This window comes from Porticoccus sp. (assembly GCA_023261185.1).
Classification (GTDB): Bacteria; Pseudomonadota; Gammaproteobacteria; order Pseudomonadales; family Porticoccaceae; genus Porticoccus; species Porticoccus litoralis.
This window is the reverse complement of the sequence record JALRJN010000037.1, coordinates 14,422-27,853: the sequence shown is the minus strand read 5'-3', so window position 1 is coordinate 27,853 and position 13,432 is coordinate 14,422. Positions and strand designations below refer to the sequence as shown.

The window sequence follows — 13,432 nt, the reverse complement described above, 5'->3', positions numbered from 1 at the left end:
GTGGCGCTATGATGTTTTTATCCAAGCTTGCAAATCTTGCTTGCGAGTGATTCTCCTGCTCTGCATTTATTGTAATAATTTTTTGGTCCTCTGCAATTTGTGCCATCTCTTTTTTTGTTATCTTGCCGTTTTTTTGTGATGCAATAATTTTGAGTGCTTCAAGTAATTTTGGTTTTGGAGTTTGTATTTCATAAATTGGTAATGGAATTGTGTCTTTGACTCCAAACGATTGTTGCTTTCCTTCAAATGCGGCATAACTCTCAGGTTCTGCATAAAATGGTTTTAGATTCTCACACTCTTTGAGAATCATGCATGCCATCATACATGCAATTGCTTGAATTTTAGAACCAGATCCGACATTGACATAGATGTAATTTCCTTTTTCCTCATCAATGATTTCTTTGATAGTTTTGATTGCTTTGAATAAACTCAATCTATCAGTATATGCAAGTTTGAGTTCTATTCCGTGCTTTTTGCAGTCTTTTTTTATTTTGTCAAGATATGGACCTGATTTGTCTTCAGCAGTCTTTTCATGAATTAATAACCAAAGTCTATCTGATTTTGTCTCCAATACTGGGAGCATAATTCTGTCAATTTCAAAGCCTAAAGGGGCAATTTGGATTCTAAACGTGGCTAATTTACTCATTTTAGTATGTACAGTATGCATACTAATGTCATCTTATATAATAATTTCGTACGGCTATCTAATTCATGAAACAAGAAAGTAAAAACAATGAAAAAGGTTCACAGGTTTTTTTCTATCCTAGAATTATTCGTGAATTCGAAGACGACGATGAACCAATGTACTGGGGGTAAAAAATGGAAGTACTAGATTTAGACAAAATTGAAGGACAATTTGGACTAGTGATTCGTGAAAAAGAAAATCACAACAACTATGTTTTGATTAGATTTGAAGATTTACAAAAGATTGTAGAGTATTTCAACAAATTCAAAGAGGAGAGTAAATTTGAACTGTCCTAAATGCAAGTCAAAAAATGTTTGCGAAATCATTTACGGTTATGTCAATCTTAATGATGAGATCAAAAGACAAGTTGATGAGAAAAAGATCAGACTAGGAGGTTGTGTGATTGGTGAATATAATCCACAATTCAATTGCAACAAATGCTCATATGAATGGGGGAATGTAGATGATTAAAACAGAATTCTTTGATGAGTATGATAGAGTTACTACCGCAGACCATGCAAAATATCTTGTCCAACCCTTCAGATTCCGCTTGGGCTTTGACCATCTGGGAACCGGGCACCACCAGTACCTGCTTGACTGTACTGGCGACTTTGCGGCCACGAGCCACATCGGCCGCAGCACGCAGGTCCTCAATACGTGAATTGGTGCAGGAGCCGATAAATACTCGATCCACGGGGATATCACTAATGGCGGAACCACCCTGGAGGCCCATGTATTTCAGTGCTCTTTCAATACCCTGCCGCTTCACTGGGTCAGACTCATTCTCGGGACTGGGAATGGTGCCACTAACTGGAGCAACCATTTCCGGGGATGTTCCCCAGCTCACTTGCGGCTCGATGGCACTGCCATCCAGTTCGACAACGGTATCGAATTCCGCATTATCGTCACTGTGCAGGGTTCGCCAGTATGCCGCCGCCTGATCCCACAGTTCTCCTGTCGGTGCAAAACGGCGGCCCTTGAAGTATTCAATGGTTTTCTCATCCACGGCGACCATGCCCACCCGGGCACCGGCCTCAATAGCCATATTGCAAACCGTCATGCGGCCCTCAATGGACATTTCACGGAATACTTGGCCGGCAAACTCGATGGCATAGCCTGTACCACCAGCGGTACCGATTTTGCCGATAATGGCCAGCACCACGTCCTTGGCGGTGACGCCGGGACCCAGGGTTCCATCTACGCGGATCAGCATATTCTTCATCTTCTTGGTCACTAGGCACTGGGTGGCCAGCACGTGCTCCACTTCTGACGTACCAATACCGTGGGCCAGACAGGCAAAGGCGCCGTGGGTGGCGGTATGGGAATCACCGCAGACCACGGTCATACCTGGAAGAGAAGCTCCCAGCTCCGGGCCCATCACGTGAACGATGCCCTGCCCCATTTCATTCATCTTGAATTCACGGATGCCGAAATATTCACAGTTCTCGTCCAACGTTTTCACCTGAATTCGGGAAGTTTCGTCGGGTATAGCATCCACACCGGCAGCACGTTCAACCGGATCAGTGGAAATATTATGGTCCGGGGTCGCCACATTCACATCCAGACGCCAGGGCTTACGTCCAGCGATACGCAGCCCCTCAAAAGCCTGAGGTGAGGTTACTTCGTGCAAAATGTGCCGATCAATGTAGATCAATGCGGAACCATCATCACGCTGCTTCACCAGGTGTGCGTCCCACAGTTTGTCGTAAAGGGTTTTTCCAGCCATTATCAATTCCAGCCATTTCTGATGGTGTTATTTTAATCGGCACATCAAATAACACAAATTCATATTTTTCATCGTTTCGATTCTTATTTGGAATTGATATCCTCCCCCCATGGACACGCAATTATTGGAAGCCTTTATCGCCGTGGCAGATAGCGGTTCTTTTTCGTTGGCCGCTGAACGCATCCATGTCACCCAACCCGCAGTCAGCAAGCGGATTGCACTACTGGAAGACATTCTGGACTGCCGGCTGTTTGATCGTATCGCCCGCACCGTCACCCTGACCGAGGCAGGAGAAGCACTCCTGCCCCGCGCACACCGCATTCTTCAGGAGTTTGCAGATACCCGGCAGGCCATCAGCGACCTGTCAGGCGACATCAGTGGCCACCTACGTTTGGCGATCAGCCACCATATCGGCCTGCACCGGTTGCCCCCAATCCTCAAACAATTTGCACAGCGGCATCCGTCGGTGAAAATTGATGTGGACTTTATGGATTCAGAAAAGGCTTACGAGGGCATCCTGCAGGGGCGTTTTGAAGTAGCCGTTATTACCTTGGCACCGCAACCACACCCAAAAGTTGAAACACAGGTCATCTGGCCGGACCCGCTAGTGTTTATGGTCGCCGATGATCACGCATTGTGTTCTGAACCCCAGCCAACCCTGCAAATACTCTGCGAATTTCCGGCCATTCTTCCCGGGTTGGGCACCTACACCGGACGCATGGCCCGGACCGTGTTTGAGGAGCAGAGGGTTCCACTACCCGCCACCATGGCCACCAATTATCTCGAAACCATCAAGATGATGGTCAGCATCGGTCTCGGCTGGAGCCTACTGCCAGAAAGTATGTTGGATGACGGCTTACAGATTATCTGTATTCCCGATATACATATTGAACGACAGCTGGGCTACATCCATCACCGGGAAAAAAGTCTTTCCAATGCCGCACGCGCGTTTATTCAATTGCTCAACAGCGAAAACCCATAAAAAAACGCCGCAGTTGCGGCGTTTTTTCCCTATAGCATTCGTATTCCGGAAAACCTAGAACGCCTCAATATCCAGCGCCATCACAGACGCCGAACCCGCTTTAATAGTAGCCAGGTAGGCCTGATTGCGGGGCATGATCTGCTCCGCAAAGAACCGTGTCGTGGTAATTTTACAATTGTTAAACACGCCATTACCCTCACCCGAGGCATTCAAGCTCACAGCCACAATAGCGCTCTTTGCCATCAGGGCACCGGCCACGGTAGTTCCCATCAACATCATCAGGTTGTAGGCAGCAGAACCGGGGGCTGCCCAGTCACCTGTCGCCTGTGCAAACAGGGATTCCACTGCCTGCTGGCATGCAGCCAACGAATATTCGAGTGCATCTGCCATCTCCACCAAGCCAGCAGTGCGAGCCTCGGCCACCACCGGCAGCAGAACTTTCATCAACTCACCCGCAGCCACACCCTTGTCGCGGGCAATTTTGCGTCCCACCAAGTCCATGGACTGGATACCATTGGTACCTTCGTAGATAGGCAGAATGCGGGCATCGCGCATATGTTGGGCTGCACCTGTCTCTTCTACAAACCCCATACCCCCGTGCACCTGGACGCCGAGGGATGTCACCTCCATGCCAATCTCCGTGCACCAACCTTTCACCAGGGGCGTGAGTAGATCTACGCGACGCTGATGGTAAGCACTCTCTGCCTCATCTGTTTCTTTGAAGGCATGATCTTCATGAGCCAGTGCACTGTAGGCCAATGCGCGAGCACCTTCTGTCAAGGCACGCATCTGCATGAGCATGCGACGCACGTCCGGATGGTGAATAATGGTTGCTTTCGACACCCCCGGCGCACTGCCCTGAACCCGATCCTTGGCGTAGGCCACGGCCTGCTGGTATGCGCGCTCACTGATGGACACCCCTTGCAAGCCAACTGCCAGGCGGGCTTCGTTCATCATGGCGAACATATACACCAGCCCCTGGTTCTCTTCGCCCACCAGATAGCCAACAGCACCATCGTTATCGCCAAAGGACAGAGAACAGGTAGGACTCGCGTGAATACCCATTTTGTGTTCCAGCCCTACACAATAAACATCATTGCGTTCCCCGCGACTGCCATCCTCATTAATTAGGAATTTCGGCACCACAAACAGGGAAATACCCTTCACCCCTTCCGGAGCATCCGGGGTACGAGCCAGCACCAGATGGATGATGTTATCGGTGTACTCGTGGTCACCCCAGGTAATAAAGATTTTCTGACCGGAAAGTCGGTAATGATCACCTTCGGGCACAGCTTTGGTACGCACTGCGGCGAGATCGGAGCCCGCCTGGGGCTCGGTGAGGTTCATGGTGCCAGCCCACTCGCCGGATACCAGCTTTGGCAGATACAGCGCTTTCTGTTCATCGCTGCCGTACATGTCCAGGGCGGTAACCACCCCCTTGGTAAGCATTGGACAAAGACCAAAGGACATATTGGCCGACTGGCTCATTTCATCCACGGCAACAGATAGCAACATCGGCAAACCCTGACCACCGTATTCCACATCGCCCGTCAGGCTTGTCCAACCGGACTCGGTCAATTGCTGATAAATGCCATCCAGTACCGGCGCGGTAATGACGGTGGTGCCATCCAGATGAGATCCCTGCTGATCAGCGGGTTGATTGGTAGGCGCGACCACTTCACCAAAAAAGCGGGCGGCTTCACTGAGAATGGCATCCACCATATCCGGGGTCGCCTCTTCATAGCCCGGCAATTGAGCGATTTTGTCCATGCCGAGAACCTGGTTTATTAGGAAACTCATCTCATCAACGGGAGCCTTGTATACGGTCATTCTCCACCCCTCTATCGGTGTCATTTAATCTGCTTGTTTTGATATAAAGATAGCGGCTAGCGGAAAGGATTCTATGTCTTTATCGCCAAAAACCCATGACGTTCTGTGACTCACGGGTTTCAGGAAAAATACCGGAAGAGGCTGCGACTACAATGCTGGATCGAGGCGAGTGAGCTGGGAAAAAACCTGGGGTTCGAGCAGATGGCCGGTGTCATCCAGAGGGGGATAGGGCAAATTTCGCTGTCGGCAATATTTGGCGATGATGGGCTGAGACCATTCGAAAAGCACCTCGCGGTACTCTTCCTGATCAATACGACACTCATCGTACAAACCAGCGACCTGTCGTTGCCGCTGGGCCTCAGCCAGAATAATGGCGCAGGCAACCGACACATTGAAGGATTCAGCCATCCCCATCATTGGAACAATGACACAACCATCAACCATGGCTGACGCCTCGGCACTGACACCAATCTTTTCCGCACCCAGCAACAAGGCGGTAGGCCGGGTGTAATCCACCTCCCGGTAATCCACGGCACGGTCGTCAAAGTGCGCCGCGAGCACCTGAAACCCCTGGCTCTGAAGCTCGTTGATCGGGTCTTCTATATCTCGGTGGACTTGCGTTTTCACCCACTTATGGGACCCCATCGCGGTACCCGTGTGGGCACGAAATCCGCCTTTATCGTAAACCGCGTGTACGCGGTGAATGCCCACGGCATCACAGGTACGAATAATGGCTGACAGATTTTGGCCCTTGTGGACCTGGTCGGTGATCACCGTCAGGTCGGGTTGACGACGATTGAGGACATCGACAATTTTCTGGTAACGATCGGGAGTCATCGCGCCATTATAGGCCAAAGTGGGTTCGAGACAGCCACCTGCAATGTGTCAACCTATGGAGGCAGGGTCGTTTTAGGAGGGATCAAGAATATCATCCGCCCAACTCAGGGCAGCCATCACAGAAGGAAAGCCTATCGTACTGACCAGCAATAATAATGCATGGTGAATTTCAGCAGGGCTGGCACCGGCCGCCAGGGCTGGACGGGTATGGCTGTGAACCGCCCCCTCGGAGCGAATACTTGCCGCTGCTGCCAACTGGATCAGTTGTGCCGTTTTCTCGCCCAGCGGACCCAGTTCCTTAGCCGTGCTGCCCATAGCTTCAACGGCTTGTGCAAACTCCGGATACTGTTCCGAGAGACTGGCATAACGACCAGGTAGTTTCCTGTTGTCCATTGCGCTCTCCTGCCACAAGGTATTTCTCACTGAGTATAGTGTTTGAAATCACGGACAACACCCTTGCAGCCACCTGAAGAGAAACGCAGAATCTGAGCATCACCGACAATGAAAGCACTGGGGGCAGGATTGGAGTATTTAAGCGGCAAACAGCTTTGGGATAGCGTTATCAACGCCAGTTCATCCGCCTACGCTAGCGGGGCGTTGCATTCCATTCCCACCGACAGCCATATCAAAACAGAGTTGGTTGAGGGCGTGCCGGTTAACTTCCAGATACGCGTGGTGAAAAATCTGGCGAGAAAATCCGCAGAAATGAAACGTCGCGCTAACCAGGCACCACAGGCAAAAGACTTTAATCCGTTTTTACCCTACGACCCACAGTTGTATGTCGGTGAACTTACCGCGCACTACCGCTGCCTGCTTAACAAGTTCAATGTCATGGATCACCACATACTGATGGTGACCACGGAGTTTGTCCCGCAACTCGAACCCTTGAGCCGGGAAGACTTTCTGGCGGCCCAACTGTGCCTTGAAGCTCGGGATGGGCTGGTATTTTATAACGGAGGCACCGAGGCAGGAGCGAGCATTACCCACAAACACCTTCAGATGGTGCCGCTACCACTTTGCCCGGAGTCATTTCCGTTCCAGCCGCTTTTCGATACAACGTCGACAGAGACCGGGAAAGCAGTTCAATCGAAACTGCCCTTTACCCACCTTGTGGCTGCGGCCAGCCAGCATGTCGACATCGAAACACGCGCCACACACAATTGGGCGTGTTACCGGCAAATGGCATCACAGCTGGGCCTGGGTTCGGAGGAAGGCGAATACCCTCTACCCCACAACCTGCTGATGACCCGCCGTCATCTCTGGGTAGTTCCAAGGTGCCGTGAGCGCCACACCGGGCTTGCAGTGAACGCTCTGGGTTACGCCGGCACACTGCTCGTCAAGGATCAACAGCAGCTCGAGACATTGCAGAGCACAGGCTGCCTACCTCTGTTACAGGCTGTAGCTGGACTGCCCAGCCAGAGCGAGTAAACCAACGGGGAACTTTTACCCGTATACCCCCTCTGTTATGATCGCCCACTTGAATTTTAGGGCCTTACCCCAAATAACGAGAATGACAGTAAGTTACATGCCGAAATGCACTACCGGCAGAAGAATAAAAGAACGTCAGGCCATGTTAAAAAAGATTGACTTGCAGTTACGATCTCGTAAGGCTCGCCCTCCTCCCAGAGTCTGAAACGCATCATTTGCACCTCAATAAAAGCGGACAAGAATTAACCCATAGCAGGAGAACATCATGCTGGAAGTCAGCCAGTTAACTCGTTTTTATGATGAGTTCAAAGCCGTTGACAATGTCAGTTTCAACATTGCTCAGGGCGAGATTGTCGGCCTGTTAGGTCACAATGGCGCAGGCAAAACAACCATCATGAAAATGATCAGCGGCTACCTGGAGCCCAATGAAGGTTCCATTAAAATTGACGGGATTGATTTGCAGCTGGAGCTGAAGCGCGCCCAGCGCTGTATTGGTTATCTGCCTGAAAACCTTCCCATCTACCCAGAAATGACGGTTGCCGAATACCTGGACTATGTAGGAGACATCAAAGGACTCGCCAGCCAGGAAAAAATTGACGAAATCAAACGCGTGATTCACGAAACGGACCTGATGGACAAGTTGCTGTCACCCATCTCCACCCTGTCCCGAGGTTATAAACAGCGAGTGGGCGTTGCGCAGGCCATTCTCGGCAAACCCGGACTGCTCATTCTTGACGAGCCCACCAATGGACTCGATCCAACGCAGACCGAACAAATGCGCAAGTTGATTCGCGAGCTATCCAGCAGTGCCACGGTAATTCTATCCACACACATCATGCAGGAAGTGGAAGCCATCTGTGACAGGGCGCTGATTGTGCGCCACGGGCAGCTGGCCGTGGACGCAAGCCTCAACGAATTGCGCAGAAGTAACCACCTGCTGCTCACCACGTCCATGAATGCTGACGAACTGGCACAACAGATTGCCAATACTGCCGGCATTGTCACGATTGATTCGATACAGGCGGAAGAAAACAACCCGTCCATCTGTCGCTACCGCATAACGGTTGCAGAAGATACAGATCACCTGGCGCTCGGCGCGCATATCAATAAAGAACTTATTTCTCAAGGGGCGGAGGTTTACGGTATTGGCGAAGAACGTCGCAATCTGGAAACCCTGTTCCGTGAAGTCAACTCAGCCCCACTGAGTGGTGCCGCAGAGGAGGCCAAAAATGCAGCCTGATAACAAACACATACCACATATTCGCCGCATTGCCGCAAAAGAGGTCTCACTGTTTTTTGCCTCGCCAATTGCCTATCTGTTTTTGGCCACTTTTGCGGGCATCAGCCTGTTTATCTTCTTCTGGGGCGAGTCCTATTTTTCGCGCAACATTGCCGATGTGCGCCCGCTGTTTGAATGGATGCCGGTACTGCTAATCTTCCTCACCAGCACGCTGACCATGAGGCTGTGGAGTGAGGAACGTCGTACTGGGACCCTTGAGCATGTCCTGACACAGCCCCTACCCCTATGGCATTTTGTGATCGGCAAGTTCCTTGGCTGTCTGGTGCTGCTGGCCATTGCTCTGGTGATCACCCTGCCACTGCCTCTAACAGTCTCACAAATTGGCAGACTGGACTGGGGCCCCGTCTGGGCCGGCTACCTGGCCACATTCCTGTTAGGTGCTGCTTATCTGTCCATTGGTCTTTTTGTCTCCGCCCGCAGTGACAATCAGATCATCAGCCTTATCTGTGCCGTGGCACTGTCCGGTATTTTTTATCTGGTGGGCACACCCGCCATCACGGATTTCTTTGGCAATGTGACCGGGGAATGGTTGCGAACCCTGGGCACTGGCTCCCGCTTTGATTCCATTACCCGAGGTGTGGTAGACGTTCGTGATCTGTATTACTACCTGAGCATCATGATCGCTTTCCTGACCCTGAACACTTTTGTTCTGGAAAAGGAACGTTGGGCAACCCGCAAAAATACACCGCGCCATCAGTCCTGGAGGGCCGTTACTGGTCTGCTTTTGGCCAATGCCATCTGTGCCAACCTGTGGCTGGGCCAGGTCACCATGCTGCGTATCGATACCACCGAGGGCAATCAGTACTCTATCTCTGAGGCGACGTTGAATTACCTGGGTCAGTTACAGGAGCCCCTGCTGATACGCGGCTATTTCAGTAGCAAAACCCACCCGCTGCTGGCGCCACTGGTTCCCCAGATGAAAGACATGATTCGCGAATACGAAATTGCCGGGCGCGGAAAAGTCAGGGTTGAATTCATTGACCCGGTCACAGACCCGGAAGTGGAAGAGGAAGCCAACAAGAAATACGGTATTCGCCCCACTCCGTTACAGGTGGCTGACCGTTACCAGACGGCTATTGTTAACTCCTACTTCAGCATCCTGATTAACTATGGGAACGAATTCCAGGCACTGGGTTTCCAGGACCTCATTGAGGTGAAATCACAGGGCGATAACAGCCTAGAAATTCAGTTGCGCAACCCCGAATACGACCTCACAAGAAGCATCAAGAAAGTTCTCAACAGCTACCGCGGGGGCAGCGACATCTTTGAGCTTATCGACGGCCCCATTACCTTCAATGCCTACGTCTCAAAAGATGAGTTACTGCCCGAACAGCTGGTGTCATACCGCCAGGGAGTAGAGGAAGTGATTGACGGCCTCAAACAGGAGGCCGGGGACCGCTTAAGTGTTCATTATTATGATCCCGATGCCAACAAGGGCGCTATCGCTCGCATGATTGGCCAGAAATACGGTTTCCAACCCATGGCCAGCAGCATGTGGTCCGAGGATCATTTCTATTTCTACATGACGCTGGAACAAGGCGACCAGGTTGTACAGGTTCCGATCGAGGATGCCTCCAAAGAAACCTTTGAGCGCAACCTGAAAAGCAGTATCAAACGTTTTGCTTCCGGCATCACCAAAACCATCGCCCTGGTAACACCCAAAGTTGACCCCAAAATGGAACAGTACGGCATCACGGTGCCTCGCTTTACACTGCTTGGAGACACACTGGCAGCCGACATGAACGTGGTCGATGAAGACCTCAGCGACGGCAGTGTTTCCCCCGAGGCCGATATCCTCATCGTGGCGGCTCCCAATAACCTGAAAGACAAGGAGCTGTTTGCCATTGACCAGTTCCTCATGAAAGGCGGCACCGTTATCGCATCAGCCTCGCCGTTCACGACCACGCTGAGTCAGCAGGGACTGGGGCTGGCAAGCCTACAGGGATCATTTCAGGACTGGCTCAGCCATCACGGCCTGACCGTCGACAAGAAACTGGTACTGGATACGCAGAATACCGCGTTCCCCATGCCGGTGGTGCGCAATGTCGGGGGTTATCAAATGCAGGAAATCCGTGTTATCGAATACCCCTATTTTGTGGATGTTCGAGAAAGCGGCCTCAATCAGGATAACCCCATCTCTGCCAATGTTCCCCAGGTCACCATGGCGTGGGCATCTCCCATCCAGCTTGACCCAGAGAAACAGGGTGAACGAAAAATTACCCAGCTCATCAGGAGCTCGGATAACGCCTGGGTATCCGATGACATGGAAATCATGCCAGACATCGATGCCAACGGCATGGCGGCTTTCCCTGCCGCCACGGAGAGTGGATCACAACTGCTAGGAGTCATGAGTGAAGGCCGCTTTACCTCCTACTTCGCCGGCAAGGAATCGCCGCTGCTGTCAGTGAAAAAGGCTGAAACCCCGGAGGCCGGCGATACGGCTGAAGAGGCTGACACAGAGAGTGAAGCTACAAGCAATAGTCAGCCGGCGGTCACCAGTGTCATTGAACACTCTCCGCAATCGGCTCGCATCGTGTTGTACAGCTCAAATGATTTTCTGCGCGATCAGACCATGACAATGGCCAACTCTGCTGCGGGCAGTGAGTACCTAAACCCCATGCAGCTAATGGCGAATACGGTGGACTTTGCCCTGGAAGATGCTGGCCTGCTGAGCATTCGTTCCCGTGGCCATTTCAACCGCACACTTCCGCCCATGGAACGCGATAGCCAGGTGTTCTGGGAATATCTCAATTACGCCCTGGCGGTTCTGGCACTGGCAATCATTGCTGGCGTACAGAAAAGACGGAAAAAATCCCGTCATCAACACTACCTGAACGTTTTGGCCAATTAATCCCGGGAGCGACTGATGACTAAGATGAAAACCTGGTTAAGCGCCCTGCTTGTGGCACAACTGGCACTGGCAATTGGCTTTTACTGGAATACCCAACAGGAACTGCAAAAAAGCCTGCCAAAGCCATTGGTAGATATCAGCTGGAAAAAAGTTGACCGCTTTGTAGTTGGCGATGGCAACCAGCAGGTGGCCCTTAGTTACGCCAAAGACAGCTGGCTGCTCAGCGACCTGGGCATGTTGCCAACGGTAGATGGCAACGCCGAGCAACTGCTTGAAAAGCTACAAGCATTGCAAACCAGCTGGCCAGTGGCATCGACCCAGGCAAGCCATGCGCGCTTTGATGTCACCGAAGACAAACTCCAGCGATTTGTCGCTTTTTACCATGGCGATGAGTTGCTGGGTAAACTGATTGTCGGTTCATCCCCCGGGCTGAAAAAACTGCATGTACGTATGGACGGCCAGGATAACGTCTACTCTGTGGACCTGGAACTGGTGGACATGATCACCGCCAGCCAGGCTTGGCTCGACAACTCCCTGCTTAAGCTGGACGAACTGGTGTCCATCCAGGGCGCCGATTACCGATTGCAAAAACAGGGTGAGGATTGGGTACTGCAGGGCCAGAACAATGTACAAGGCCTGGAACTCGACAGCGGCAAGGTGGGCGACATGCTCTACGCTTTGAAAGACCTGAGAGTGCGCAAGCTGGTTACTGATATGCCCGATCTGGCTGGCAGTGGTTACGCTCAGCTGAGTGTAGAGACTGATCAGAGTGAAAAACCGCTCATCTATCAGTTCTACATGACCAAGGAAAACTGCTACGTCACCCGTAACGATTACGACGCCATGTTTACCATCGATTGGGGAGATTATGAAAAGATCGCCGCCATGGATGCAGCAAAGTTAACGGTGCAACCTGCCGCCAACCAAGAAAGCTCGCAAGAAGATAACAGTAACGAGCAAAGCTGATAATAAAGGCCGTTCAGTCATCCTGAACGGCCTTTATACATTCAAGGCAAAAACAGTCGCTGGAAGTTGGCGGTTGTCACCTCTGCAACCTGCTGCCACCCAACACCTTTAATCTCGGCCACGGCCTTAGCCACCTCAACCACGTACTTGGGCTCATTCTGCTTGCCCCGGTAAGGAACCGGCGCCAGCCATGGCGCATCGGTTTCCACCAACATGTTCTCAAGAGGGACTTTTTTCACCACTTCGCGCAATGCTGAGGCGTTGCGAAACGTAATAATTCCAGAGAATGAGATCATAAAGTTCAGGTCCATGGCGGCCTTCGCCATGTCCCAGTTTTCTGTGAAGCAGTGGATAACACCACCCGACGAGGTGCTGGCATAATCACGCAAAATGGCCATGGTCTGCGCTCTGGCCTCACGGGTATGGACGATTACCGGTTTTCTGAGCTGAGCGCCTGCCTGCAGGTGACTGATAAAACTTTGCTCCTGCCACTCCGCATTATCTTTATCGTAATAATTATCGAGCCCGGTTTCACCGATGGCCACAACACCCGGCTGACTGCCCAGCGACAGCAACTCGGTAACCTCTGGCAACGGCGGCAACTCCCTTTGTAAAGGGTGAACTCCAACGGAGACCAGCATATCGTCACGGGTTTGTGCGAGCTCTACCAGGCGAGATGAACTTGGCAAGTCGACACCTACGGAAAGAAATTGTGTTACACCACGCTGCCTGGCGGTATCAAGTAACCGGTCCAGAGAGTTCTGATAATCGGAAAGATCGAGATGATCCAGATGACAATGGGAGTCAACGAGCACAGCAGGACAGCA

At 51.6% G+C, this 13,432-nt stretch carries 12 protein-coding genes; 6 read left to right on the top strand and 6 right to left on the bottom strand.

Annotated features, from left to right (window positions below; translation table 11 throughout):
* Positions 1–646 (bottom strand): HFX_2341 family transcriptional regulator domain-containing protein (locus ACYZYZ_RS03180; protein ID WP_461483224.1); only part of this gene is annotated, 646 nt, incomplete at its 3' end.
* A 173-nt stretch (positions 647–819) separates the two neighbouring features.
* Here ACYZYZ_RS03180 and ACYZYZ_RS03175 point away from each other — a divergent pair.
* The gene (locus ACYZYZ_RS03175) at positions 820–981 is read left to right on the top strand and encodes a hypothetical protein (protein WP_461483223.1); all 162 of its coding nucleotides are present in this window, start codon (positions 820–822) and stop codon (positions 979–981) included.
* A 128-nt stretch (positions 982–1,109) separates the two neighbouring features.
* On the opposite strand, the gene leuC is transcribed toward ACYZYZ_RS03175, so the two are convergent.
* Positions 1,110–2,411: a 3-isopropylmalate dehydratase large subunit gene (gene leuC / locus ACYZYZ_RS03170; RefSeq protein ID WP_461483222.1), complete on the bottom strand. Its 1,302-nt coding sequence runs from the start codon at positions 2,409–2,411 to the stop codon at positions 1,110–1,112.
* 109 nt (positions 2,412–2,520) lie between these two features.
* Between leuC and ACYZYZ_RS03165 the strand changes: the two genes are divergently transcribed.
* Entirely contained in the window at positions 2,521–3,393 is an 873-nt protein-coding gene (locus ACYZYZ_RS03165) for a LysR family transcriptional regulator (protein ID WP_305168923.1), read from the top strand.
* A 54-nt stretch (positions 3,394–3,447) separates the two neighbouring features.
* Here ACYZYZ_RS03165 and ACYZYZ_RS03160 read toward each other — a convergent pair whose 3' ends face one another.
* The 3 genes from ACYZYZ_RS03160 to ACYZYZ_RS03150 all read right to left on the bottom strand — a co-directional run bounded on the left by ACYZYZ_RS03160 (position 3,448) and on the right by ACYZYZ_RS03150 (position 6,453).
* Positions 3,448–5,223 carry an acyl-CoA dehydrogenase gene (locus tag ACYZYZ_RS03160; protein ID WP_461483221.1) on the bottom strand — a complete coding sequence of 592 codons (1,776 nt, stop codon included), beginning with the start codon at positions 5,221–5,223 and terminating at the stop codon, positions 3,448–3,450.
* Positions 5,224–5,370: 147 nt separating this feature from the next.
* Complete coding sequence (gene trmH, locus ACYZYZ_RS03155) at positions 5,371–6,060, bottom strand: tRNA (guanosine(18)-2'-O)-methyltransferase TrmH (protein ID WP_461483220.1); 690 nt, start codon at positions 6,058–6,060, stop codon at positions 5,371–5,373.
* Positions 6,061–6,132: 72 nt separating this feature from the next.
* Positions 6,133–6,453, bottom strand: a complete 321-nt coding sequence (locus tag ACYZYZ_RS03150) for a carboxymuconolactone decarboxylase family protein (protein ID WP_461483219.1) — start codon at positions 6,451–6,453, stop codon at positions 6,133–6,135.
* A 108-nt stretch (positions 6,454–6,561) separates the two neighbouring features.
* On the opposite strand from ACYZYZ_RS03150, the gene ACYZYZ_RS03145 reads away from it, so the two are divergent.
* From ACYZYZ_RS03145 to ACYZYZ_RS03130, 4 genes are all read left to right on the top strand, one after another.
* Entirely contained in the window at positions 6,562–7,488 is a 927-nt protein-coding gene (locus ACYZYZ_RS03145) for a DUF4922 domain-containing protein (RefSeq protein ID WP_461483218.1), read from the top strand.
* 265 nt (positions 7,489–7,753) lie between these two features.
* Complete coding sequence (locus ACYZYZ_RS03140; RefSeq protein WP_305168928.1) at positions 7,754–8,728, top strand: ABC transporter ATP-binding protein; 975 nt, start codon at positions 7,754–7,756, stop codon at positions 8,726–8,728.
* Positions 8,718–11,639, top strand: coding sequence for a Gldg family protein (locus ACYZYZ_RS03135; protein WP_461483217.1), 2,922 nt, complete (start codon positions 8,718–8,720; stop codon positions 11,637–11,639). The genes ACYZYZ_RS03140 and ACYZYZ_RS03135 overlap by 11 nt, the downstream gene beginning before the upstream one ends.
* A gap of 15 nt (positions 11,640–11,654) precedes the next feature.
* The gene (locus ACYZYZ_RS03130; protein ID WP_305168930.1) at positions 11,655–12,605 is read left to right on the top strand and encodes a DUF4340 domain-containing protein; all 951 of its coding nucleotides are present in this window, start codon (positions 11,655–11,657) and stop codon (positions 12,603–12,605) included.
* A 41-nt stretch (positions 12,606–12,646) separates the two neighbouring features.
* Here ACYZYZ_RS03130 and ACYZYZ_RS03125 read toward each other — a convergent pair whose 3' ends face one another.
* Entirely contained in the window at positions 12,647–13,420 is a 774-nt protein-coding gene (locus ACYZYZ_RS03125) for a TatD family hydrolase (protein WP_461483216.1), read from the bottom strand.
* Positions 13,421–13,432 lie beyond the last annotated feature (12 nt).